Origin of the sequence: Streptomyces sp. NPDC127197, assembly GCF_042672405.1 — a bacterium.
Lineage (GTDB): Bacteria > Actinomycetota > Actinomycetes > Streptomycetales > Streptomycetaceae > Streptomyces > Streptomyces flavusporus.
In genome coordinates this window covers 195417-217132 of sequence record NZ_JBHXVG010000001.1, presented here as the reverse complement: position 1 = coordinate 217132, position 21716 = coordinate 195417, and the positions used below count along the sequence as shown (strand labels likewise).

The following is a 21716-nucleotide window of genomic DNA, read 5'->3' as shown; positions in this document are numbered from 1 at the left end:
CGGATGATCGAAACGCCGTCCCTGGTGGACCAGTACTGCCACGGCGTCCTGACAACAGAGCTGGGCCTCGGCACCTTCGAGGCCCAGCTGTCCCGCACCGAGGGCCCACCCGCCCCCGGCACCACCCTCTTCGACACCCAGACCGGCTTCGCCGTACGGAGATGGTGCCCCCCGCTGCTCGGCCTGGAGCCGCACTGCCCGCCCGCCCGCTATCTCGCCCGGCGTCGCGAACTCGGCGTACCGGATACGGTCCGGCGTCTGCTGCGCGGCAGCGGAATCACTACATACCTGGTCGACACCGGACTGCCCGGCGACCTCACCGGCCCCGCCGAGATGGCCTCCGCCTCGACCGCCGAGGCGCGTGAGATCGTCCGCCTGGAGCTGCTGGCCGAGCAGGTCGCCGACACCTCCGGCACCGTCGAGTCGTTCCTCGCCAACCTCGCCGAGTCGGTGCACGGGGCCGCCGCGAACGCCGTCGCCTTCACGTCCGTGGCGGGCGTGCGGCACGGCCTCGCGCTCGCGCCCGAGCCGCCGGGGCCGGGCGAGGTACGGGGCGCGGCGGGCCGCTGGCTGGCCGCACGCCGGGTGGGCGGGGAGCTGAGCGACCCGGTGCTGCTACGGCACCTGCTGTGGATCGCGGTCGCCTCCGGCCGGCCCCTCCAACTGCACGCGGGGCTCGGTGAGCCGGGACTGCGCATCGACCGTACGGATCCGGTGCTGCTCACCGACTTCGTGCGGGCGACGGCGGGCCTGGGCACCGACCTGGTCCTGCTGCACGGCTACCCGTACCACCGCCACGCCGCCCACCTCGCCGGCGTCTTCCCGCACGTCTACGCCGACTCGGGCGCGGCCCTGGTGCGCACCGGCGCCCGGGCCGCGACCGTCCTGGCCGAGATCCTGGAGCTGGCCCCCTTCGGCAAGATCCTCTTCTCCAGCGGCGCCCAGGGGCTCCCCGAACTGCACGTGGTGGGAGCGCGCCTGTTCCGGGAGGCCCTGGGACGGGTGCTGGGCAGCTGGGTGGCCGAGGGCGCCTGGTCGCTGGAGGACGCACAGCGGGTCGCCGGGCTGATCGCGGCGGGGAACGCGCGCAGGGTGTACGGGCTGGAGTGAGGTGTACACACTGGGCGCATGCCGACCGCTGCGTTACTCGACCGTTTTCTCACCGAGCTCGGGGCTCTCGCCCCCGTCGCCGTCTGGGCGCACGGCTCGCTCGCCGGTGGCGACTACCAGGAGGGCCGCAGTGACCTCGACCTGATCGCGGTGGTGCCGGGGCCGTTGACACCGAGCGCCGTGTGGCGGGTGGCGGTGCTGCACAACCGACTGCATGCCGAGCCGCTCGCCGCCAAGCTGCACTGCAGCTATCTCACGCCCGACGCCCTCGACGACTCCGGGCGACCGTATCTGACCTGGGCCCACCGTCGGTTGATGCGCCGGCCGGTCACTCCCGTCACCCGCCGCGAACTGCACACTTTCGGCCGGGTTCTGCACGGGGCGCCGCCGGCGGGCCTGCTGCCACCCGTGTCGGACCGGGAGCTCAACGACTTCGTCGTACGCGACCAGCGGGAGTTTTGGCGGCCGGTGGTGCGCAAGACGCGGCCGTGGACGCAGGACGCCTGGGTGGACGTGGGCCTGACGACCTTCGCCCGCGCGAGCGTCACCCTGCGGGAGGGCCGTCTGATCTCCAAGCGGGAGGCCCTGGAGGTGCTGCCCGCTCTCGGGGCGCCCGTCGAGGTGGTCGAGGACATCCGTCGGCGGCGCTACGGGGATCCCGCCCCGCCCGCCGAGCAGTGGACGGCCCGGCGGGGCGAGCTGACCAGGAGCTACCTGGGGCCGGCCATCGACGCGCTGGTGGCGGCGTACGCCTGAGTCGCCGGGGCCGAAACGTCGTCGGTCTGGGCGAGCGGCCCGCGTTCACGCAGCGACAGCAGCACGAGCACCGCGCCGATCCACACCAGGCACGAGCCGAACATGTGCGCGCCGACCAGCACCTCGGGGAGGTCCGTGAAGTACTGGACGTAGCCGATGGCGCCCTGGGCGAGCAGGATCAGGAACAGGTCGCGCGTGCGGTTCAGCGGACCCCTGGGGGCGTCGACCGCCTTGAGGACGAACCACAGGGCGAAGGTCAGCGTCACCACGACCCAGGCCAGGACGGCGTGCACCTTGCTGACGTCCTCCCAGGTCATGCCCATCGGCAGGTCCATGCGCGGCACCTCGCTGGAGTCGCCCGCGTGCGGACCCGTGCCGGTGACCACCGTGCCGACCGCGATCAGCGCGGCGGTGACGCCGACCAGGACCCACACCAGTTGCTGCACGACCTTGCCGACCAGCTGACGCGGCGCCTCGTCGCCCTCCCGGGTGCGCCGCCACATCACCGTGGCGACCGCGATCAGGACCGACGACAGGAGGAAGTGGGCCGCGACCGTGTACGGGTTGAGGCCCACGAGCACGACGATGCCACCGAGCACTGCATTGCCCATGACGAGCCAGAACTGCGCCCAGCCCAGCCGGACCAGGCTGCGCCGACGGGGCTTCTCGGAGCGCGCGGCGATGATCGCCCAGCCGACCGCGGCGCACAGCACGTAGGCGAGCAGGCGGTTGCCGAACTCGATGACGCCGTGCAGGCCCATCTCCCGGGTGGCGGTCAGGGAGTCGGCGGTGCACTTGGGCCAGGTCGGGCAGCCGAGGCCCGAGCCGGTCAGCCGTACTGCGCCGCCGGTGACCACGATGACCACCGACATGACGAGCGCGGCGAGGGCCGCCCGCTGAACCGTCCGGGGTGTCGGGGTCCAGCGTGCGGCGATGAAAGCGAGGGGGTTGCGCACGGCTGCTGCTGCGTCGGCGCGGGTCACGTTTGGCACGCCGACCATCGTAGGCGGGGGCTTGTGCATGCTTTCACGAGGGGTCCGGGGGAGGCTCGTCCCTCACTCCCAGCGGAAGAACTTCCCCGCCGCCGCCAGGCCCACGACCGCCCATGCGGCGAGGATCCCGAGATCGCCCCAGGGCATCCCGGCCCCGTGCTGGAGCACGTCCCGCAGGCCGTCCGACAGCGCCGAGATGGGCAGCAGGCCCAGCACGCTCTGCGCGGCGTCCGGGAACTTGTCCAGCGGGACGATCACCCCGCCGCCGACGAGCAGCAGCAGGAAGACCAGGTTCGCGGCGGCCAGCGTGGCCTCCGCCTTCAGGGTTCCGGCCATCAGCAGGCCGAGGCCCGAGAAGGCCGCCGTGCCGACGATCAGCAGGAGGAGCACGGCAAGGGGGTTGCCGTGCGGCGACCAGCCCAGCGCAAAGGCGATCACCGTCACCAGGAGCACCTGGAGGACCTCGGTGACCAGGACCGACGCCGTCTTGGCCGTCATCAGTCCCCAGCGCGGCAGCGGCGAGGAGGCGAGTCGCTTGAGCACGCCGTAGCGGCGTTCGAAGCCCGTCGCGATGGCCTGGCCCGTGAACGCCGTCGACATCACGGCGAGCGCCAGGATGCCGGGGGCGACGAAGTCGACGGCCTCGCCGGCACCGGTGTCGACGATGTCGACCGCACTGAACAGGACGAGCAGCAGCGTCGGGATGATCACCGTCAGCAGCAGCTGCTCGCCGTTGCGCAGCAGCATCCTCGTCTCCAGCGCCGCCTGCGCCGTGATCATGCGAGAGAGCGGGGCGGCGCCGGGCTTCGGCGCGTAGGTGCCCTTGTCGGCCGTGATCGTCACGAGCGCAGCTCCTTGCCGGTCAGCTCCAAGAAGACGTCCTCCAGGGTGTGCCGTTCCACCGAGATCCGGTCCGGCATCACCCCGTGCTGTGCGCACCACGAGGTCACCGTCGCCAGCAGTTGGGGATCGACCTTGCCGGCCACCCGGTACGAGCCCGGCGTCAGCTCGGCGGCCGCACAGTCCGCGGGGAGCGCCTTGAGCAGCGAGCCGACGTCGAGGCCGGGGCGGCCGGTGAAGCGCAGGGTGTTCTCGGCGCCCCCGCGGCACAGCTCCTCGGGGGAGCCCTGGGCGATGACCCTGCCCCCGTCGATGATCGCGACGTCGTCCGCGAGCTGCTCGGCCTCGTCCATGTAGTGGGTCGTGAGGATCACGGAGACGCCGTCCTCCTTCAGGTCCCGTACGAGATCCCAGGTGGCGTGGCGGGCCTGCGGGTCGAGGCCGGCGGTCGGCTCGTCCAGGAACACCAGTTCCGGGCGCCCGACCACGGCCATCGCCAGTGCGAGCCGCTGCTGCTGGCCGCCGGAGAGGCGACGGTAGGAGGTCCGGCCGCAGCTGCCGAGGCCGAGGCGTTCGATCAGCGCGTCCACGTCCAGCGGGTGCGCGTGCAGCCGGGCCACGTGGCGGAGCATCTCGTCCGCGCGGGCGCCGGAGTAGACGCCGCCGGACTGGAGCATCACGCCGATCCGCGGGTGCAGCTCGCGGGTCTGCCGCGCCGGGTCGAGACCCAGGACGCGCACGGTGCCGGAGTCCGGCCTGCGGTATCCCTCGCACATCTCGACGGTGGTCGTCTTGCCGGCGCCGTTGGGTCCGAGAACGGCGGTGACGCCCGCCCCGGCCACCAGGTCGAGGCCGTTCACCGCGGTCTTGTCGCCGTACCGCTTCACCAAGGCCTGGACCTGGAGCACGGGCTCACTTCGCATGGGTCCAGAGTCTAGGTAGGGGCCCGGTCCCTCAGGCGGGCGGGTGGCGGAAACCGGCCGTTCTCACGACGGGCCATGAACAGGCCTCCGACCAGTCAGAATGATCGATCAAAGATCGTTTCCCCAGGTCGGCTTAGGTATGCCTAAGTGACGCAGCGCACCAGCCGCCGGTCCGGACGCCGCTTGTCACGCTCTGAGGAATTACGCAACAATGGCGTTGTGAAAAACGTCGGCGAGGCTCGGGTGACCCCCACGGGGGCCCCTCAGGAGGAGCTCGCGACCGGGGAGCGCTCGACGCGCAACCGGGTCGCGCGGTCCATCCTGGACCACGGCCCGTCGACCGTTGCCGAACTCGCCGGACGGCTCGGACTCACCCAGGCGGCCGTACGGCGGCATCTGGACGCGCTGGTCACCGACGATGTCGTCGAGGCGCGCGAGCAGCGGGTCTACGGGGCGCGGACGCGCGGCCGGCCCGCCAAGGTGTTCGCCCTGACCGACTGCGGCCGGGACGCCTTCGACCAGTCGTACGACAAGCTCGCCGTCGACGCGCTGCGCTGGATCGCCGAGCGGGAGGGCGGCAGCGAGGCGGTCGCCGCCTTCGCCCGCGCCCGGATCGCCGCCCAGGCAGGCGCGTACCGCAAGGCGGTCGAGGCGGCCGCCCCCGAGGAGCGGACGGAAGCGCTGGCCAAGGCCCTGAGCGTGGACGGGTACGCTGCTACGGCGCGCAGCGCCCCCACCGGCGAGCAGTTGTGCCAGCACCACTGCCCGGTCGCCCATGCCGCCGAGCAGTTTCCGCAACTGTGCGAGGCCGAGACGGAATTTTTTGCCGAGTTGCTCGGTACTCACGTACAGCGGCTGGCCACCATCGCGCATGGCGACGGTGTCTGCACCACCTTCATTCCGAAGACCCCGAAAACTTCCACCACCCAGAACGCATCTGCAAGCACGGCCGGGAGGAACCCCGCATGACTCTCCCCACGGAGACTGCCCACCCCGAACTCGAGGGCCTGGGCAAGTACGAATACGGCTGGGCCGACTCCGACGAGGCCGGTGCTGCGGCGAAGCGCGGCCTCAATGAGGACGTCGTCCGGGACATCTCCTCGAAGAAGTCCGAGCCGGAGTGGATGACCAAGCTCCGCCTCAAGGGCCTGAAGCTCTTCGAGAAGAAGCCCATGCCGAACTGGGGATCGGACCTGTCGGGCATCGACTTCGACAACATCAAGTACTTCGTGCGGTCCACGGAGAAGCAGGCGGAGTCCTGGGAGGACCTGCCCGAGGACATCAAGAACACGTACGACAAGCTCGGCATCCCCGAGGCGGAGAAGCAGCGCCTCGTGGCCGGTGTCGCGGCCCAGTACGAGTCGGAGGTCGTCTACCACCAGATCCGCGAGGACCTGGAGGAGCAGGGCGTCATCTTCCTCGACACCGACACCGCGCTGAAGGAGCACCCGGAGCTCTTCAAGGAGTACTTCGGGACCGTCATCCCGGCCGGTGACAACAAGTTCGCGTCGCTGAACACCGCCGTGTGGTCCGGCGGTTCCTTCATCTACGTGCCGCCGGGCGTGCACGTGGAGATCCCGCTCCAGGCCTACTTCCGGATCAATACCGAGAACATGGGCCAGTTCGAGCGGACCCTGATCATCGTCGACGAGGGTGCCTACGTGCACTACGTCGAGGGCTGCACCGCCCCGATCTACAAGTCGGACTCGCTGCACTCCGCGGTCGTCGAGATCATCGTCAAGAAGAATGCCCGCTGCCGCTACACGACCATCCAGAACTGGTCGAACAACGTCTACAACCTGGTCACCAAGCGCGCCGTCGCCTACGAGGGCGCGACCATGGAGTGGATCGACGGCAACATCGGCTCCAAGGTGACGATGAAGTACCCGGCCGTCTACCTGATGGGCGAGCACGCCAAGGGCGAGACCCTGTCCATCGCCTTCGCGGGCGAGGGCCAGCACCAGGACGCCGGCGCCAAGATGGTCCACATGGCGCCGAACACCTCGTCCAACATCGTCTCCAAGTCGGTGGCACGCGGTGGCGGCCGTACGTCCTACCGCGGTCTGATCGAGATCGGCGAGGGCGCCCCGGGCGCGAAGTCCAACGTGCTGTGCGACGCTCTGCTCGTCGACACGATCTCCCGGTCCGACACCTACCCGTACGTGGACGTCCGTGAGGACGACGTGTCCATGGGTCACGAGGCGACCGTCTCCAAGGTCTCCGAGGACCAGCTCTTCTACCTGATGAGCCGTGGTCTCTCCGAGGACGAGGCGATGGCGATGATCGTGCGCGGCTTCGTCGAGCCGATCGCCAAGGAGCTGCCCATGGAGTACGCCCTTGAGCTCAACCGGCTGATCGAGCTGCAGATGGAAGGTGCGGTCGGCTGACCGTACCTCTGAGAAGCAGCAGCAGATTTCTGACGTAGGAAGAGAGCACAACGACAGCCATGGCTGAGGCTCAGAACATCCCGGTGGGATCCACCACCGCCGGCTCGATCGCCGTTGCGGCCGAGTCGACCGTCGCCACGCGCATGAGCGCGCCGCCCTCCTTCGACGTGGCGGACTTCCCGGTCCCGCACGGCCGTGAGGAGGAGTGGCGGTTCACCCCGCTGGAGCGCCTGCGCGGCCTGCACGACGGCACCGCCGTCGCCACCGGCGAGGGCGTGAAGGTCGAGGTCGAGGCCCCTGCGGGCGTCGTCGTCGAGACCGTGGGCCGCGACGACGCGCGGCTCGGCAGGGCCGGCACTCCGGTGGACCGCATCGCCGCCCAGGCGTACTCGGCGTTCGAGAAGGCCGGTGTCGTCACCGTCCCCAAGGAGACGGTGCTCACCGAGCCGATCCGGATCGCCGTGCACGGCCAGGGCGGGGTCGCCTACGGCCACCAGGTCATCGAGCTCGGAGCCTTCGCCGAGGCCGTCGTCGTCATCGACCACACCGGTGACACCGTCCTCGCCGCCAACGTCGACTACATCCTGGGTGACGGCGCCAAGCTGACCGTCGTCTCGGTCCAGGACTGGGACGAGAAGGCCGTCCATGTCGCCCAGCACAACGCCCTCGTCGGGCGGGACGCGAGCTTCAAGTCGATCGTCGTCACCTTCGGCGGCGACGTCGTACGCCTCCACCCGCGCGTGACCTACGCCGGCACCGGCGGCGAGGCCGAGCTGTTCGGCCTGTACTTCACCGACGCCGGACAGCACCAGGAGCACCGCCTGCTGGTCACCCACAACACCCCGCACTGCAAGTCGAACGTCGCCTACAAGGGCGCGCTCCAGGGCGACGACGCGCACGCCGTGTGGATCGGTGACGTGCTGATCCAGGCCGCGGCCGAGGGCACGGACACGTACGAGATGAACCGCAACCTCGTCCTCACGGACGGCGCGCGGGTCGACTCGGTGCCCAACCTGGAGATCGAGACCGGCGAGATCGTCGGCGCCGGTCACGCGAGCGCCACCGGCCGCTTCGACGACGAGCAGCTGTTCTATCTGATGGCCCGCGGTATCCCGGAGCACGAGGCCCGCCGCCTGGTGGTCCGCGGCTTCTTCGCCGAGCTGGTCCAGCAGATCGGCATCGCGGACATCGAGGAGCGGCTGATCGCCAGGATCGAAGAGGAGCTGGAGGCGTCGGTCGGATGACCTTCGTACGCGTATGTGCGCTGAGTGAGCTGGAGGAGGACACCCCGAAGCGGGTGGAACTCGACGGCACGCCGGTGTCCATCGTGCACACCGAGGGGGAGGTGTTCGCGATCTACGACATCTGCTCCCACGCGAACGTCTCGCTCTCCGAGGGCGAGGTGGAGGACTGCCAGATCGAGTGCTGGCTGCACGGCTCCAGCTTCGACCTGCGCACCGGCAAGCCGTCCGGCCTCCCCGCGACGCGCCCCGTCCCCGTATACCCCGTAAAGATCGAAGGGGACGACGTTCTCGTCTCCCTCACCCAGGAGTCCTGAGGCACCCATGGCAACGCTTGAAATCCGAGACCTGCACGTCACCGTCGAGGCCGACAACGCCACGAAGGAGATCCTCAAGGGCGTCGACCTCACCGTGAAGCAGGGCGAGACGCACGCCATCATGGGCCCCAACGGCTCGGGCAAGTCGACCCTCGCCTACTCGCTCGCGGGTCACCCGAAGTACACGATCACCCAGGGCACCGTCACCCTCGACGGCGAGGACGTCCTGGAGATGTCCGTCGACGAGCGCGCCCGCGCGGGCCTGTTCCTGGCGATGCAGTACCCGGTCGAGGTCCCCGGCGTCTCGGTCTCCAACTTCCTGCGCACCTCCGCCACCGCCATCCGTGGCGAGGCCCCCAAGCTGCGTACCTGGGTGAAGGAGGTCAAGGAGGCCATGGAGCGCCTCAACATCGACCCCTCCTTCGCCGAGCGCAACGTCAACGAGGGCTTCTCCGGCGGTGAGAAGAAGCGCCACGAGATCCTCCAGCTGGAGCTGCTCAAGCCGAAGGTCGCGATCCTCGACGAGACGGACTCCGGTCTGGACGTCGACGCGCTCCGCATCGTGTCGGAGGGTGTGAACCGTGTTCGCGAGACGGGCGAGGTCGGCACCCTGCTGATCACGCACTACACGCGCATCCTGCGCTACATCAAGCCCGACCACGTCCACGTGTTCGCGGCCGGCCGGATCGCCGAGTCCGGCGGCCCCGAGCTCGCCGACAAGCTGGAGAACGAGGGCTACGAGGCATACGTGAAGGGTGGCGCATCCGCGTGACACAGCTGCCGGGCCTCCTCGACACCGAGGCGATCCGCAAGGACTTCCCGATCCTGGACCGACTGGTCCACGACGACCGGAAGCTCGTGTACCTGGACAACGCGGCGACCTCGCAGAAGCCGCGCCAGGTGCTGGACGCCCTGAGCGAGTACTACGAGCGCTACAACGCCAACGTCCACCGCGGTGTGCATGTGCTCGCCGAGGAGGCCACGGCGCTGTACGAGGGCGCGCGCGACAAGGTCGCCGAGTTCATCAACGCGCCCAGCCGCGACGAGGTGATCTTCACCAAGAACGCCTCCGAGTCGCTCAACCTCGTGGCGAACATGCTCGGCTGGGCCGACGAGCCCTACCGGGTGGACTCCGAGACCGAGATCGTCATCACGGAGATGGAGCACCACTCCAACATCGTGCCGTGGCAGCTGCTGGCGCAGCGCACGGGCGCGAAGCTGAAGTGGTTCGGCCTGACCGACGACGGCCGCCTCGACCTGTCCAACATCGAGGAGATCATTACCGAGAAGACGAAGATCGTCTCTTTCGTGCTGGTCTCCAACATCCTGGGCACGGTCAACCCCGTCGAGGCGATCGTGCGGCGCGCGCAGGAGGTCGGTGCGCTGGTCTGCGTCGACGCCTCGCAGGCCGCCCCGCACATGCCTCTGGACGTGCAGGCCCTGCAGGCCGACTTCGTGGCCTTCACCGGCCACAAGATGTGCGGCCCGACCGGCATCGGCGTCCTCTGGGGCCGCCAGGAGCTGCTGGAGGACCTGCCTCCGTTCCTCGGCGGCGGCGAGATGATCGAGACGGTGTCGATGCACTCGTCGACGTACGCCCCCGCCCCGCACAAGTTCGAGGCGGGCACCCCGCCGATCGCGCAGGCGGTCGGTCTGGGCGCGGCGATCGACTATCTGCAGTCGATCGGCATGGACAAGATCCTCGCCCACGAGCACGCACTCACCGAGTACGCGGTGAAGCGGCTGGCCGAGGTCCCCGATCTGCGCATCATCGGTCCGACGACGGCCGAGGACCGCGGCGCCGCGATCTCCTTCACGCTCGGTGACATCCATCCGCACGACGTGGGCCAGGTCCTCGACGAGCAGGGCATAGCGGTCCGGGTCGGCCACCACTGCGCACGGCCGGTCTGCCTGAGGTACGGAATTCCTGCGACCACGCGAGCGTCGTTCTATCTGTACTCCACGCCGGCCGAGATCGACGCTCTGGTCGACGGACTGGAGCACGTACGGAACTTCTTCGGCTGAGAGGCTGATCGGTGAAGCTGGATTCGATGTACCAGGAAGTCATCCTGGACCACTACAAGAACCCCCACGGGCGTGGTCTGAGGGATGGCGACGCCGAGGTGCACCACGTCAACCCGACGTGCGGCGACGAGATCACGCTGCGCGTGAAGTACGACGGCACGACGATCAGCGACGTCTCCTACGAGGGCCAGGGCTGCTCGATCAGCCAGGCCTCCGCCTCCGTACTGAACGAACTCCTCGTCGGCAAGGAGCTGGCCGAGGCGCAGAAGATCCAGGAGACCTTCCTGGAGCTGATGCAGTCCAAGGGCAGGATCGAGCCCGACGACGCGATGGAGGACGTCCTGGAGGACGCGGTCGCGTTCGCCGGGGTGTCCAAGTACCCGGCCCGGGTCAAGTGCGCCCTCCTGAGCTGGATGGCGTGGAAGGACGCGACGGCCCAGGCGCTGGGCGCCGACGCGGAAAGGAAGACGGCATGAGCGAGACCCTGGAGATGAAGCCGGCCTCGGAGGAGGAGCTCCGCGAGGCCCTGATGGACGTCGTCGACCCCGAGCTGGGCATCGACGTCGTCAACCTCGGGCTGATCTACGGCATCCACATCGACGACTCCAATGTGGCGACCGTCGACATGACCCTGACGTCCGCGGCCTGCCCGCTCACCGACGTCATCGAGGACCAGGCCAAGTCCGCCACGGACGGCCTCGTCAGCGAGCTGCGCATCAACTGGGTCTGGATGCCGCCGTGGGGTCCCGACAAGATCACGGATGACGGGCGCGAGCAGCTTCGGGCGCTCGGGTTCAACGTCTGAGCCGGTTTCTCCCGGCTGCTTCAGTGGCCCTCGGCGGCAGCGCCGGGGGCCACTGTCGTGCCCGGCCTCAGCTCAGGCCGTCCACCAGGCGGAACGCCGAGTCGGCGGAGAAGTTCCGGTCGCCGTGCCGGTACTCGTCCAGGCGCAGGCGGAAGTTCTGGTGGCGCAGGAAGCGGCCCGGGTAGTTGACGGACTCCAGCATGATCACGCCGGAGTGGCCGGTGGAGCGGGGGCAGAACGTGGCGTCCTGCTGGAAGAGGCGGGAACCGTCGTGGCGGTCGGCGCGCAGCTCGAAGTCGCGGTGGCGCAGGTAGCTGCCGTCGGCGGTGACGAAGGAGTGGCAGGAGGGGGCGGCCAGGCCCTGCACCAGCTTGAAGGTCGCGTCCCTGCGGCCCGATGACGAGGCGATTGCCTCGAGCGTGACCTGTCCGTGGCTCACCCGCCAGTAGTGGTCCGGGTAGTTGACCGAGCGCAGGGAGCGCCAGGTGGTCGACGGCGGCTTCGGGGCCGGTGAAGTGGTGTGGGGCGCGGGGGACTTGGACGCGGTGACGGTGGGGGTGGGGGTGGGCCGGTGGGGTGCCGTCCGGGTGGGCTGTGCGGACGGCAGAGTGCTCTTCCCGCCGGGCGGGGTGATGGTGGCGCTCGCCGAGGGAGTGGCGAAGGAGATCAGCCCGGGTATGGACGCCTCGTCGGCCGCGGGGGACTGGCTCAGGGGTGACTTCTCGTCAGGCTGCGTCTGCATGACGGATATCGCGGTCACGCACGCGACGATCGTGGCCAGGGCGAGGGCGCCCGCCAGCCAGAGCCGTCGGGTGCCGGGCACCCGGGAGGTGTCCGGGGTCCAGTTGTTCTCCCACGGTTGGTTCTGCGGGCTCCGAGACGTGCTTTCTGGCATGCGCGGTTCCTCCAGCGGCGCCCGTGGCGACGGTCGCGGCCGTGACGGTCCGGTATTTGAGCGGTGAAACACTAGTGGACACGACGACCGTCCAGCAGTCGATTCCGCAAGCGTTTTCCGTATCGGTTCCCAGGAGTTGTCCGAGCCCGGATGTGTACGGGCGTACGCATCGTTGTGTACGGTCGTACACATGGGATATCTGCTGCTCGCCGGAGCCATCGCCGCCGAGGTGGCCGCCACCACCGCCATGAAGTACAGCGACGGTTTCAGCAGGCTGTGGCCCTCCCTGCTGACCGCGCTCGGGTACGCCGTCGCGTTCGCGCTGCTCGCGCAGACGCTGAAGACGGTGTCGGTCGGCACGGCGTACGCGATCTGGGCCGGCGTCGGTACGGCCGTCGTCGCGGTGATCGGCATGCTGTTCCTGGGGGAGGGGATGAGCCTCACCAAGGCCGCGGGGATCGCGCTGATCATCGTCGGGGTCGTGGTGCTCAACCTGGGAGGCGCGCACTGATGGCCCGGCGGTACGACCCCGAGCGGCGCCGGCGGATCATCGACGCGGCGATCCGGGTCGTCGGCGCCAAGGGCATCGCCGGGCTGAGCCACCGGTCCGTCGCCGCCGAGGCCGATGTGCCCCTCGGCTCCACCACGTACCACTTCAGGACGCTCGACGAGCTGTTGGTCGCCGCGCTGCGGCAGGCGGGCGAGGGCTTCGCCAAGATGATCGCCGCGCACGGCTCCCTGAGCGACCCCGGTACGGACCTGGCCGGCGAACTCGCCGCCCTGCTGGGCGACTGGCTCGCCGGCGACCGCACCGGCGTCGAGCTGGAGTACGAGCTCTATCTCGCCGCCCTGCGCCGCCCCGCCCTGCGCCCCGTCGCCGCCGAGTGGGCCGACGGAGTGGCCGAGCTGCTCGCCCGCCGCACGGACCCGGTCACGGCACGAGCGCTGATCGCGCTGATGGACGGCCTCTGTCTGCAGGCGCTGCTCACCGACGTGCCGTACGACGAGGAGTACGCCCGCGAGATGCTGGCCCGCCTGATCCCCGCCCGTGGGAGCGGTGCGCAGCCCCTCGACCCGCCCGGCACCTGAGACGCCCGGGCGTGGGTTCGCATCGGTGGGCCCCGGCCGGTTAGGTTGCCCTCATGACCGACACTACTGCTCCTCGCACCACCGGCGCCGTGGCCGCCGGCCTTGCCACGATCGCCGCCGACGGCACCGTCCTCGACACCTGGTTCCCCGCGCCCGAGCTCACCGCCGAGCCCGGCCCCGCCGGTTCCGAGCGCCTCGACGAGGCGCGCACCGCCGAGCTGCTCGGCGAGCACGGCGTGGCCGCCCTCGGCAAGGACGATGTGCGCGGCGTGGAGGTCGTGGCGGTCCGTACGGTCATCTCCTCGCTGGACGACAAGCCGCTCGACACCCACGACGCCTACCTGCGCCTGCACCTGCTCTCGCACCGCCTGGTCAGGCCGAACGAACAGAGCCTGGACGGCATCTTCGGCCTCCTCGCCAACGTCGCCTGGACCTCGCTCGGCCCGGTCGCCGTCGACACCCTGGAGACCGTCCGTCTCGCCGCCCGCGCCCGTGGCCTGCACCTGAGCGTCTTCGGCGTCGACAAGTTCCCGCGCATGACCGACTACGTGGCCCCCGCCGGCGTCCGTATCGCCGACGCCGACCGCGTCCGCCTCGGCGCCCACCTCGCCGCCGGCACCACCGTCATGCACGAGGGCTTCGTCAACTTCAACGCCGGCACCCTCGGCACGTCGATGGTCGAGGGCCGTATCTCGCAGGGCGTCGTCGTCGGCGACGGCTCCGACATCGGCGGCGGCGCCTCCACCATGGGCATGCTGTCCGGCGGCGGCAAGGAGCGCGTGGCCATCGGTGAGCGCTCCCTGGTCGGCGCCGAGGCCGGTGTCGGCATCGCGCTCGGTGACGACTGCGTGGTGGAGGCGGGCCTCTACCTCACCGCCGGCACCCGCGTCACCCTGCCCGACGGCCAGATCGTCAAGGCCCGTGAGCTGTCCGGCGCCTCCAACATCCTCTTCCGCCGCAACTCCGTCACCGGCACGGTCGAGGCCCGCCCGAACAACGCCGAGTGGGGTGGACTGAACGAGGTGCTGCACAGCCACAACTGACGAGCAGCGGCCGTGACCTGCGGCCGCCTAAACGATGAACGCCCTGACCTGCTGCTGAGCTGTCGGCGGTTGTCGGCGTTGGTCATCGTTGAGCGCCCTTCCACGGCCCCAGGACGGCCCGGGAGGGCGCTCGTGCGTTGAGGGAGACAACCGCCTTGTAAGTTCGATCGCAGTGCGGTGCGGCGTGCCGGAACGGGGCCCGCTGGTCGCTCACCGATCCGGCTGTGGCCGCTTCGGTGCGCCATCGTTCGCCGCCGTTGATGTCAGCCCGACGAGCTATGCGCTGACGGCCAACTCCCGTGCTCGCTGGCGGGCTTGGGATCTCAGTTCCTTGAGGCGGCCGTGGAACGGGTTGTGGCGGTTCTGGTCGAGGTTCAGAGGCAGGTCGAGCTGAGAGATGAGCTCCGACTCCATGGTCCACGGTTCGTCATGCTCGATCCAGCACACTCGGGCGTTCTCCGCCATCCACTGACTGAGGGCGGCTTCCCCGGCCTTGCCGAAGGTCATGCGCCTCCCGCTGCCTACGCGGCGCAGCTCAATTCCGAGCAGGCAACCGAGGGTGAGGCGAAGCGTTGATCCGGCCGCATTGCCCCGGTAGTGATACCGCACGCGCTTGCGCAGGTTCTGCGTGCTGGTCCGGTTCGCCATGTGTCGCGGGGCTATACCGACGTAGAGCAGGCGCCCGGCCGCGAGGTCTGCGCAGGGAGCGTTTTCGAAGTACCACCCGTACACCCCGGCCGCCGCCGGCACTGGGCTGGGACGCAACAAGACCTCCTGCGCTGACCACAGCCGATCCGGTTCTGTAAGAGCAGCATGAGCCACGGAGCCTCCAAGGTCGGCAAAGGCTGTTGGCCGCAGGCTACTGGCTGACTACCTGGGCCCCAGCTGCAGACCGGACACCGCGGCTTTGTAAGGGCGGACGTGATCGGCAGCGGGGGTGCCCAGGTCACTCCGGCGGTAGCGGCAGTCCAGGTGAACGGCGCATCTCGACTACGGCGAGCCGTCGTTGACCGTGGTTGACCGCACGATGTGGCACGGCTGTGGCACGTTCCGAACGCCGGAGTGCTTAGAAGGCGCTTGGTGGGACGAGTAGTAAACCCCAACTGACCTGCTTCTCTTCCCTCGCGCGGCGTCTCAGCGACCGGCCTTCGACACGCATTCGACAGGCGGAGACACACCCATTACCGCGCCAGGCCACGCACCTCCTACGTTGGCGCAGGGGTACCCGGGGGCTTGGAAGGTGCGGGTCCGGCCTCGGCTAGTTAGTCAAGGATCTAGGGGAACAGCCGTTCGCACGGAGATCCGGAACCGCTCAATCTGTGGCAAGAAGCCCCCTAGGCACCACACCAGCAGCTATCCTCAAGCGGCGAGATGGGGAGGGCGGATGGCGTACACGTGCCAGGAATTGCGAGAGAAGTACCCAGACCATGAAGAGCAGAAGGCCCTTCTGAGGCTTTATGGACTGACACAATTCATGGGTTTTTCCATTCTGACATCTCGATACAGAGTGCCGTCTGCACTTCACGAGCCAATTGTGCTCACGACTTACGGTGAAGATGTGTGCCGACGGCTGATGAGAATCCGAAACTTCAAATGGGCGGAGGCGCGACTCGCCTGCTTCTTGTCTTTTTACCATAAAGAACTCCTGGTTGACCACAGACAGACAAATTCGGAAGACCTGATCTCTGCATGCAATGAGGAGATCGAGGCGGGCAGGATTCTACATCCCTTTATCTGGGGGCGTGAACTTTACGACAGGGCTTTCGATCTTTTTTCGCACGAGCCTAACATCCTGGATCATCGAGACACTCTTCAGCTTCTCGACGGTTCACCGAGGGGAGTGTTCCAGCAACTTGACTTGCTGACCGGACCTCTAGGCATTCTCCGAAGTCGCGAAATGCGAAAGGCTCCCCCTGTTACCAGGATCCCGCTGTATCACTGCGCAAAGAGAAGCTGCAGTCTGGTTCACGCCACATTTTTGGACACGGCAGATAGTCAGATAGCCAAGACTAAAGAAAAGCTGGAAGATATCCTCGATAAGGAGCACGGGGTTCCTTCGGCCTTCTATGAATTCTTTGATGAGATCGAAGACTCTCTTTATGACTTCTACGGCGATCGCCGCTGTACAGGCGAGATACCGCTCCTAGGAGAGTGCTTCTCGGACGCAGAACTAGACGTCGTGTTGCTGGAGGCGCTTAAAGGAAAATCAGCACCGCTGAGAGATGCTTTGTCCTTCAATGACATCACGGTAAGAGATCCGCAACAATTTATTGACAGCCTCGATAGGGCGGCGAAGATTCAAGCGCTCCTGCTTATGAGGAGTCGTGACCTAGTCACAAGCATCGACAGGGCCGTTTACACGGGGCAGATTGAAATCCCCAAGCACGAGATCCGGAAGCCGAAGATCGCGCGAGTCACATCAGGCTTCTACAAACTGTCGGCAGAGTGCTCACGTTATGGTGTTCGTGTAATGCCATCTGAACCGTCACTCGCCCTCGTGCGCCTTCAGCGTCTAGTCTTGGCCATCTATCCTCCGTCCAATCCGGATGCTTCACGCGATTTGTCCTGGCTCTTGAAGAAGATCGAGGGGCATTCAGCAGAAGAAAAGTTGGAACGGTATCTGGCAAAGGAAGATCCGGCAGAGGTTATCCGGCATCTAATCCTTGTTGGTCCGCAACCCTTCGCGATCGCTGCCGATAAATGCGGTTTGGCGCCGGCCGATGTGGAGGCGATGGACGATGACGACCTTCTCAACATCCTTCTCTGGAAATTGGGTTTCGACGTACTGAACAGTGATGAAACGGCTGGCTCACTCCAGCGTCATCGTGAGACTTTCACTCAGGCTGTAGCCGCCTACTCCGGCTACAACGATGCAGAGAAATATGAGATCAAACGTGAGTCAGCTCCTCTGTTCACGTCGCTTGAGAAGACCCTAGACTCGGCCCTTTCCTTCAGCGTCTGGGCTCTCACGTTTGACCACTGGATGGCTCATCCGAAATTCAATTATCACCTTTCGGAAGCTCGGGCTTACACGGCCGACTTGCTGAACAAGGCCACGAAGGCGGCTTCCCCTAGAGAGTCTGTAATTTATGACAGCGAAGGGCGAAACACACTTTTCCCGCTCATCTCGGGTTTTTCGCGCCTGCGTGAATACCTGGCGCGCGTCTCGGGTGAGAGCAACCTGCATAAGCGGCCCGCAAGTGAGATTCCAACTTATGCGCGGTACGCCGAATTGACCGCGTTCCCCTACTTGCACACGATCCCTTTTCTGGATTTGAGTTCGAGCTCTCAAGCGAAGATTCTCGCCCTACTAAAGGATTTCACGCGAATCCTTGAGGAAGGGTGCGTGACGGACGTTCGCAATAGGCTGCAGCATCAGCGCGAAGATTTCCCAAAGGAGGATGAACTGTTGCGGTGCGTAAGAGCCGTTGGCGCTTTTCAGGACCTCGCAGAAAGCTCCGGCTTGTGTCCAACGCTTTTTAAGCCCGCAGGAACCTCTCGGGACTCTGCTGGGCGATCATCGTACTCGTTCAGGGATTACAAGGGTCGGGATTATGTTGCGCGCAGGCCTTCTGGCATTGGGGAATCGGGGATGCCTAGCCTGCGGTCGGATCAACTCATCGTCCCTGTTGCTAGCTTCAATGCTTCTACGGACGTGCTTCGATTCTCCGTAGGCGCACGTTCCACGTATACCGAACTATGGGAGAAATGGCCTAAATATCGGGCCTCGACAGATTCCACAAAGGATGCGATTCGGCCTTTGATTTCTGTAGATGCTAGCTGAGGCGTGAGGTGATACAGCAGGGTGGTGGAGCGGCTTTGGGCTGGAGCTGATTTGGTGCGAGTGATCATGGCCCATTACGCTAGCCAGCGGATCGGGCAGGTTTGTAAGCCTGCCCGTTAGTGCCCGATTTTGGGCCATGATCTGCGAGGCTCGCGCCAAATTGGCTGCCTAAAGCCCAAGACCGGGAAGTTAGGGCGGTTCGGTCGTGCCGGGACGGCCGGTCAGGGTGATGGTGGTGGTCACGGTCGTCTTGTGTCCGACGCTGCCTTTGGTCTTGTTGTAGGCATACGGGGACAGGGTGCGTTTGACGCAGCGTGGGCTGCTTCGTGGCCGGCGCCTGGCGGGGTGGAGGTTGCGGGTGTCGACCAGGGCCGCGATGAGGTCGTCCGGATGGGTTGTTCTGGCGTTGATCACGGTGAGCCGGACGGTGTGCAGGGCGATCGTCAGCGACAGCCGGTCGGGGTCGAGGTGAGTGCTGGTGGCGGCTTCGGTGATGGCTTGGCGGCTGGCCTGGTAGAGCACCAGCAGTGCGAAGAGTTCCTGCTCGATGCCGTCCGGCGTGCGGGAGCGCAGGACGCGGTCGGGTCCGCGCAGGGTGACCTTGAGCCCGTAGTAGGCGGTCTCGATCTCCCAGCGCTGGTGGTAGAGGGCGGCCAGTTCCGCGGCCGGATACCGGTGGGGGTCCAGCAGGGTGGTGACCAGTCGCACGGTGCTGGTGTGCGAGGTGCCGTCCGCGCCGGTCACGGCGACGTGGTAGCTGATCACGCGCAGGGTGAGGGCGGTCAGCGCGGGCCTCGCGGTGCGGCGGCCGCGCTGCTGCCATTTGGCCAGCCGGTCGGCGGAGCGGCGGTCGGTGACAAGGGTGAGATGGGTGCCGTCGGGCAGCGGGCGGATCATCGGCAGCAGACGTCCGGCCTGCACCCGCCAGAGCAGGTCGGCTCCGGTGGCAGCGGCGTCCCGTAAGGCTTCGAAGCCGTCATAGCCGCGGTCGGCCAGCAGCAGCATCCCGGGCCGCAGCGACGCCAGCAGGCACCTGGCCTGCGGCAGCTCGGTGTGCTGCTGCGGCCCGAAGACCGCATCGATCAGCGCGCGGGTGCCGCACTCGACCAGCGCGGTCAGCCGCAGCTGCGGGTAGCCGGCCGGGCGTGTGGTGCGGGCCGCGTGCCGGCGGAAGTGGGCCACGTTGTGCGGGCTGTCGGCCACCTCCAGGCAGGTGCCGTCCCAGGCCACCGGCCGCAGCCCGCGCCAGAACACCCCGGGCGTCGCGGCGGTGCCGACCGGCCCGCGCAGCCGGTCGAACAGCAGCATCAGCGGCTTCACCCCCAACCGCTGGCGTGCCTGCCGCAAGGCGGCCGCCGACGGATCAGCCACCCGCCCGCGCGGCCACCCGGCCGTCATCGCCGCCCACACCCGGCGATACCCACACTCCCCGAACAGGCCCATCGCCAGCAGGAAGTAGACCACCACCCGGGCCGGCAGCAGCCGCACCCGACGCTGCCCACAGCCCGTCGCCTCCACGACCTCGTCCACCAACGACGGCGGAACCCACCGCGTCAGCGCCCCTAAATGACCCGGCAGCCACACCCACGACCGGTCCCGAACCACCCCGGCGGTGGCACACTGAACAGACAACGGAGCCCCCACGAACCGTGACCTCGACACTCACAGTCCGCGCCGGGCTCCGTTCCCACGTCAACCCACCCGACCAGCCACAACACCGCTTAACTTCCCGGTCTTGGCCTAAAGCCGTGGAGCCGACCGGCCTCAGCCACAGAGGGTTTTTCCTACCTCTGCCCGCATGCACGCAGCGCGCCGCCGGGCGGGGCCGCCGCTGGCGAAGACAGGGCGGCGGCCCCGCCGACAAGGCGGCGCGCCCGCGCCGTGCGCGGGCCTTGATGAAGTAGGGAAAGTCTTACCGCGCCATGATCCGGAGCGACGGTGCCGGGCTGTCGGCGACCTGCCCGTTTCGGCTACGGTGCGATTCATGCCCTCTGGACTGGACACGCCCCAAGGCGCGGCCGAACTGGCCGAGTCGCTCTTGCCTCCACTCGGGAACCGCTGGCTGCACACTCAGGCCGTGGCGGCTCGTGCGCGCGAAGCGTCGGCGGCTGTGCCCGAGGGGGACAGGGATCTTCTCGTCGCTGCTGCATGGTTGCACGACATCGGCTATGCGCCGGAGCTGCGGCTCACCGGGTTCCATCCGCTCGACGGTGCGCGCCACCTGGAAACGCTAGGGCACCCGATCGGCTCGTGCGACTCGTTGCTCATCACTCCGGCGCTGTGTATGAGGCTGAACAGCGCGGGCTCAGTGGTGAGTTGGCCGTGTACGAGCGGGAGGACTCTCCCGTCCTGGACGCCTTGATCTACGCCGACATGACGACCGGCCCAGCCGGGCAGTCCTTCGACTTCGACCGCCGCATCGATGAGATTTTGGAGCGGTACGAGTCGGGCAGCGAAGTGCACAACGCGATCAGCAAGGCGCGGCCCTACCTAGGTGCGGCGGTCCAGCGGGTTCAAGCACGCTTGGGCTGAGACGCGGGCCTGTGCTCATGGCTGACAGGCGCTCTACCGCCACTGTGTTGAATGCTCTACGGTCCGTCGCATGGGTGACCTGGGGGACTTCCTAAAGAAGCGTTGGGGCGTGGTGATCCTCTTACTGGGGATCTTGGCATGGGCTTCGGACATCATCGGGCCGGGGATCCTCATCCTCGTAGCCTCCGTGGCTGTCCTGTACTTCCTCTTCCAAGCCCCGCTCAGGTGTATCGCCCTGGGACGGCAAGGAAGATGCCGTAACAACGCTCAGGGTCTCCTGCGTGGGTGCTGGATTCGTGAGCACAAGTGGCAAGGCCTGAAGGCGCTGCGTGGAGCGGGAGGCAAAGCGCAAGGGCCCCACGCAGCGCTCATGCAGGATCGGCAGCAGATGAGCGCAACTCTGGGTGTCGCTGTGGGTGTGATCTCGGCGATCGTTGCGTGCGCGGACTTCATCTTCAAGTGATGCTCAGCCTGGAGCCGCGTGAGTCACCCAAGGTATGGCTGGGGTCGTGCCTCTAGTGCGTGATCGATCCGCATCCGCATCGACGGGTGGATGTTCAGGCTGTCCAGCCGACTGGGGTGTACGAACGCCACTTCCTTGCTCTCGCTGCTCGTCCGGAGCTCGCCGCCGACGATGCGTGCTCGGAAGCAGATCGAGAACTGCTGGCGCACCTCGCCGTCGTCGTACGCCATGACGTGAGCCGGGTTGGTATAGATGCCGACCAGGCCGGTCACCTCGACATCGAAGCCGGTCTCTTCCTTCGTCTCACGTACGGCGGCATCGGGTGCTGACTCGCCGACGTCGACCCGCCGCCCGGCAGAGCCCAGAGGTTGTTGTCTGTCTTGTGGATCAGCAGGACTTCCCCGGCATCGTTCAGCGCGACCGCGGTCACGGAGGGGACGATGCTGTTCGCCTTCGGGGCGTTCGGATCGTTGAAGTAGTCGACTCGGGCCATGCCTCCAGCCTCGCATGCTCG

At 67.5% G+C, this 21716-nt stretch carries 23 protein-coding genes and 1 pseudogene; 17 read left to right on the top strand and 7 right to left on the bottom strand.

Annotation, left to right across the window (positions count from 1 at the left end):
• Positions 1-3: 3 nt before the first annotated feature.
• Both ACFVJQ_RS01100 and ACFVJQ_RS01095 read left to right on the top strand, forming a co-directional pair.
• On the top strand, positions 4-1110 hold the full coding sequence (locus tag ACFVJQ_RS01100) for an amidohydrolase family protein (RefSeq protein ID WP_385779980.1): 1107 nt from the start codon (positions 4-6) through the stop codon (positions 1108-1110).
• Between the two features lie 18 nt (positions 1111-1128).
• Positions 1129-1866, top strand: coding sequence for a nucleotidyltransferase domain-containing protein (locus ACFVJQ_RS01095; protein ID WP_385779977.1), 738 nt, complete (start codon positions 1129-1131; stop codon positions 1864-1866).
• On the opposite strand, the gene ACFVJQ_RS01090 is transcribed toward ACFVJQ_RS01095, so the two are convergent.
• Genes ACFVJQ_RS01090 through ACFVJQ_RS01080 form a run of 3 tightly spaced genes read right to left on the bottom strand, consistent with a single transcriptional unit; the run spans position 1821 to position 4621 of the window.
• Positions 1821-2888 (bottom strand): heme A synthase, encoded by a 1068-nt coding sequence (locus ACFVJQ_RS01090; protein ID WP_385509179.1) that lies wholly within the window; start codon positions 2886-2888, stop codon positions 1821-1823. The genes ACFVJQ_RS01095 and ACFVJQ_RS01090 overlap by 46 nt on opposite strands.
• A 33-nt stretch (positions 2889-2921) precedes the next feature.
• Entirely contained in the window at positions 2922-3638 is a 717-nt protein-coding gene (locus tag ACFVJQ_RS01085; protein WP_385509449.1) for an ABC transporter permease, read from the bottom strand.
• A 59-nt stretch (positions 3639-3697) separates the two neighbouring features.
• Positions 3698-4621, bottom strand: a complete 924-nt coding sequence (locus ACFVJQ_RS01080; protein ID WP_385509178.1) for an ABC transporter ATP-binding protein — start codon at positions 4619-4621, stop codon at positions 3698-3700.
• Positions 4622-4840: 219 nt separating this feature from the next.
• On the opposite strand from ACFVJQ_RS01080, the gene ACFVJQ_RS01075 reads away from it, so the two are divergent.
• From ACFVJQ_RS01075 to ACFVJQ_RS01040, 8 genes are read left to right on the top strand one after another with little or no spacing between them, the layout of a single operon-like run.
• Positions 4841-5590: a helix-turn-helix transcriptional regulator gene (locus tag ACFVJQ_RS01075; RefSeq protein ID WP_385509177.1), complete on the top strand. Its 750-nt coding sequence runs from the start codon at positions 4841-4843 to the stop codon at positions 5588-5590.
• On the top strand, positions 5587-7008 hold the full coding sequence (sufB, locus tag ACFVJQ_RS01070; protein WP_385509176.1) for a Fe-S cluster assembly protein SufB: 1422 nt from the start codon (positions 5587-5589) through the stop codon (positions 7006-7008). Before ACFVJQ_RS01075 ends, sufB begins: the two co-directional genes overlap by 4 nt.
• 59 nt (positions 7009-7067) lie before the next feature.
• The gene (sufD, locus tag ACFVJQ_RS01065; RefSeq protein WP_385779972.1) at positions 7068-8252 is read left to right on the top strand and encodes a Fe-S cluster assembly protein SufD; all 1185 of its coding nucleotides are present in this window, start codon (positions 7068-7070) and stop codon (positions 8250-8252) included.
• The gene (locus tag ACFVJQ_RS01060) at positions 8249-8566 is read left to right on the top strand and encodes a bifunctional 3-phenylpropionate/cinnamic acid dioxygenase ferredoxin subunit (protein WP_129797258.1); all 318 of its coding nucleotides are present in this window, start codon (positions 8249-8251) and stop codon (positions 8564-8566) included. Before sufD ends, ACFVJQ_RS01060 begins: the two co-directional genes overlap by 4 nt.
• Positions 8567-8573: 7 nt before the next feature.
• Positions 8574-9338 (top strand): Fe-S cluster assembly ATPase SufC, encoded by a 765-nt coding sequence (gene sufC, locus ACFVJQ_RS01055; RefSeq protein WP_385509173.1) that lies wholly within the window; start codon positions 8574-8576, stop codon positions 9336-9338.
• Positions 9335-10591 (top strand): cysteine desulfurase, encoded by a 1257-nt coding sequence (locus ACFVJQ_RS01050; RefSeq protein ID WP_385509172.1) that lies wholly within the window; start codon positions 9335-9337, stop codon positions 10589-10591. Before sufC ends, ACFVJQ_RS01050 begins: the two co-directional genes overlap by 4 nt.
• 11 nt (positions 10592-10602) lie before the next feature.
• Complete coding sequence (sufU, locus tag ACFVJQ_RS01045) at positions 10603-11067, top strand: Fe-S cluster assembly sulfur transfer protein SufU (protein WP_129797255.1); 465 nt, start codon at positions 10603-10605, stop codon at positions 11065-11067.
• Positions 11064-11396: a metal-sulfur cluster assembly factor gene (locus tag ACFVJQ_RS01040; RefSeq protein WP_129797254.1), complete on the top strand. Its 333-nt coding sequence runs from the start codon at positions 11064-11066 to the stop codon at positions 11394-11396. Before sufU ends, ACFVJQ_RS01040 begins: the two co-directional genes overlap by 4 nt.
• 67 nt (positions 11397-11463) lie before the next feature.
• On the opposite strand, the gene ACFVJQ_RS01035 is transcribed toward ACFVJQ_RS01040, so the two are convergent.
• Positions 11464-12291 (bottom strand): AbfB domain-containing protein, encoded by an 828-nt coding sequence (locus ACFVJQ_RS01035; protein WP_385779968.1) that lies wholly within the window; start codon positions 12289-12291, stop codon positions 11464-11466.
• Between the two features lie 190 nt (positions 12292-12481).
• Between ACFVJQ_RS01035 and ACFVJQ_RS01030 the strand changes: the two genes are divergently transcribed.
• The 3 genes from ACFVJQ_RS01030 to dapD are packed head-to-tail and all read left to right on the top strand — an operon-like array spanning position 12482 to position 14423.
• Positions 12482-12802 carry a multidrug efflux SMR transporter gene (locus ACFVJQ_RS01030; protein WP_129797252.1) on the top strand — a complete coding sequence of 107 codons (321 nt, stop codon included), beginning with the start codon at positions 12482-12484 and terminating at the stop codon, positions 12800-12802.
• Entirely contained in the window at positions 12802-13380 is a 579-nt protein-coding gene (locus ACFVJQ_RS01025; RefSeq protein ID WP_385509170.1) for a TetR/AcrR family transcriptional regulator, read from the top strand. The genes ACFVJQ_RS01030 and ACFVJQ_RS01025 overlap by 1 nt, the downstream gene beginning before the upstream one ends.
• 53 nt (positions 13381-13433) lie before the next feature.
• Positions 13434-14423, top strand: a complete 990-nt coding sequence (dapD, locus tag ACFVJQ_RS01020) for a 2,3,4,5-tetrahydropyridine-2,6-dicarboxylate N-succinyltransferase (RefSeq protein ID WP_385509169.1) — start codon at positions 13434-13436, stop codon at positions 14421-14423.
• 276 nt (positions 14424-14699) lie between these two features.
• Here dapD and ACFVJQ_RS01015 read toward each other — a convergent pair whose 3' ends face one another.
• Positions 14700-15155, bottom strand: a complete 456-nt coding sequence (locus ACFVJQ_RS01015; protein ID WP_385780382.1) for a GIY-YIG nuclease family protein — start codon at positions 15153-15155, stop codon at positions 14700-14702.
• Positions 15156-15807: 652 nt separating this feature from the next.
• Here ACFVJQ_RS01015 and ACFVJQ_RS01010 point away from each other — a divergent pair.
• Positions 15808-18207 (top strand): hypothetical protein, encoded by a 2400-nt coding sequence (locus ACFVJQ_RS01010; RefSeq protein ID WP_385779963.1) that lies wholly within the window; start codon positions 15808-15810, stop codon positions 18205-18207.
• A 189-nt stretch (positions 18208-18396) separates the two neighbouring features.
• On the opposite strand, the gene ACFVJQ_RS01005 is transcribed toward ACFVJQ_RS01010, so the two are convergent.
• Positions 18397-19791, bottom strand: a complete 1395-nt coding sequence (locus tag ACFVJQ_RS01005; RefSeq protein WP_385779960.1) for an IS4 family transposase — start codon at positions 19789-19791, stop codon at positions 18397-18399.
• Between the two features lie 214 nt (positions 19792-20005).
• On the opposite strand from ACFVJQ_RS01005, the gene ACFVJQ_RS01000 reads away from it, so the two are divergent.
• From ACFVJQ_RS01000 to ACFVJQ_RS00990, 3 genes are all read left to right on the top strand, one after another.
• The gene (locus ACFVJQ_RS01000) at positions 20006-20569 is read left to right on the top strand and encodes an HD domain-containing protein (RefSeq protein WP_385779957.1); all 564 of its coding nucleotides are present in this window, start codon (positions 20006-20008) and stop codon (positions 20567-20569) included.
• A complete protein-coding gene (locus ACFVJQ_RS00995; RefSeq protein ID WP_385779955.1) occupies positions 20488-20739 on the top strand; it encodes a phosphohydrolase in 252 nt (83 codons plus the stop codon). The genes ACFVJQ_RS01000 and ACFVJQ_RS00995 overlap by 82 nt, the downstream gene beginning before the upstream one ends.
• A gap of 70 nt (positions 20740-20809) precedes the next feature.
• A complete protein-coding gene (locus ACFVJQ_RS00990; protein ID WP_385779952.1) occupies positions 20810-21202 on the top strand; it encodes a hypothetical protein in 393 nt (130 codons plus the stop codon).
• Between the two features lie 23 nt (positions 21203-21225).
• On the opposite strand, the pseudogene ACFVJQ_RS00985 reads toward ACFVJQ_RS00990, so the two are convergent.
• Positions 21226-21695 (bottom strand): annotated as a pseudogene (locus ACFVJQ_RS00985) (NUDIX hydrolase).
• Positions 21696-21716: the final 21 nt, after the last annotated feature.

What these genes read in the sequence shown, in the direction of transcription:
- ACFVJQ_RS01100 (WP_385779980.1), top strand. Translation starts at nt 4, where the DNA reads ATGATCGAAACGCCGTCCCTGGTGGACCAGTACTGCCACGGCGTCCTG.
- ACFVJQ_RS01095 (WP_385779977.1), top strand. Translation starts at nt 1,129, where the DNA reads ATGCCGACCGCTGCGTTACTCGACCGTTTTCTCACCGAGCTCGGGGCT.
- ACFVJQ_RS01090 (WP_385509179.1), bottom strand. Translation starts at nt 2,888, where the DNA reads ATGCACAAGCCCCCGCCTACGATGGTCGGCGTGCCAAACGTGACCCGC.
- ACFVJQ_RS01085 (WP_385509449.1), bottom strand. Translation starts at nt 3,638, where the DNA reads ATGATCACGGCGCAGGCGGCGCTGGAGACGAGGATGCTGCTGCGCAAC.
- ACFVJQ_RS01080 (WP_385509178.1), bottom strand. Translation starts at nt 4,621, where the DNA reads ATGCGAAGTGAGCCCGTGCTCCAGGTCCAGGCCTTGGTGAAGCGGTAC.
- sufB (WP_385509176.1), top strand. Translation starts at nt 5,587, where the DNA reads ATGACTCTCCCCACGGAGACTGCCCACCCCGAACTCGAGGGCCTGGGC.
- sufD (WP_385779972.1), top strand. Translation starts at nt 7,068, where the DNA reads ATGGCTGAGGCTCAGAACATCCCGGTGGGATCCACCACCGCCGGCTCG.
- ACFVJQ_RS01060 (WP_129797258.1), top strand. Translation starts at nt 8,249, where the DNA reads ATGACCTTCGTACGCGTATGTGCGCTGAGTGAGCTGGAGGAGGACACC.
- sufC (WP_385509173.1), top strand. Translation starts at nt 8,574, where the DNA reads ATGGCAACGCTTGAAATCCGAGACCTGCACGTCACCGTCGAGGCCGAC.
- ACFVJQ_RS01040 (WP_129797254.1), top strand. Translation starts at nt 11,064, where the DNA reads ATGAGCGAGACCCTGGAGATGAAGCCGGCCTCGGAGGAGGAGCTCCGC.
- ACFVJQ_RS01035 (WP_385779968.1), bottom strand. Translation starts at nt 12,291, where the DNA reads ATGCCAGAAAGCACGTCTCGGAGCCCGCAGAACCAACCGTGGGAGAAC.
- ACFVJQ_RS01030 (WP_129797252.1), top strand. Translation starts at nt 12,482, where the DNA reads ATGGGATATCTGCTGCTCGCCGGAGCCATCGCCGCCGAGGTGGCCGCC.
- ACFVJQ_RS01025 (WP_385509170.1), top strand. Translation starts at nt 12,802, where the DNA reads ATGGCCCGGCGGTACGACCCCGAGCGGCGCCGGCGGATCATCGACGCG.
- dapD (WP_385509169.1), top strand. Translation starts at nt 13,434, where the DNA reads ATGACCGACACTACTGCTCCTCGCACCACCGGCGCCGTGGCCGCCGGC.
- ACFVJQ_RS01010 (WP_385779963.1), top strand. Translation starts at nt 15,808, where the DNA reads ATGGCGTACACGTGCCAGGAATTGCGAGAGAAGTACCCAGACCATGAA.
- ACFVJQ_RS01000 (WP_385779957.1), top strand. Translation starts at nt 20,006, where the DNA reads ATGCACGCAGCGCGCCGCCGGGCGGGGCCGCCGCTGGCGAAGACAGGG.
- ACFVJQ_RS00990 (WP_385779952.1), top strand. Translation starts at nt 20,810, where the DNA reads ATGGGTGACCTGGGGGACTTCCTAAAGAAGCGTTGGGGCGTGGTGATC.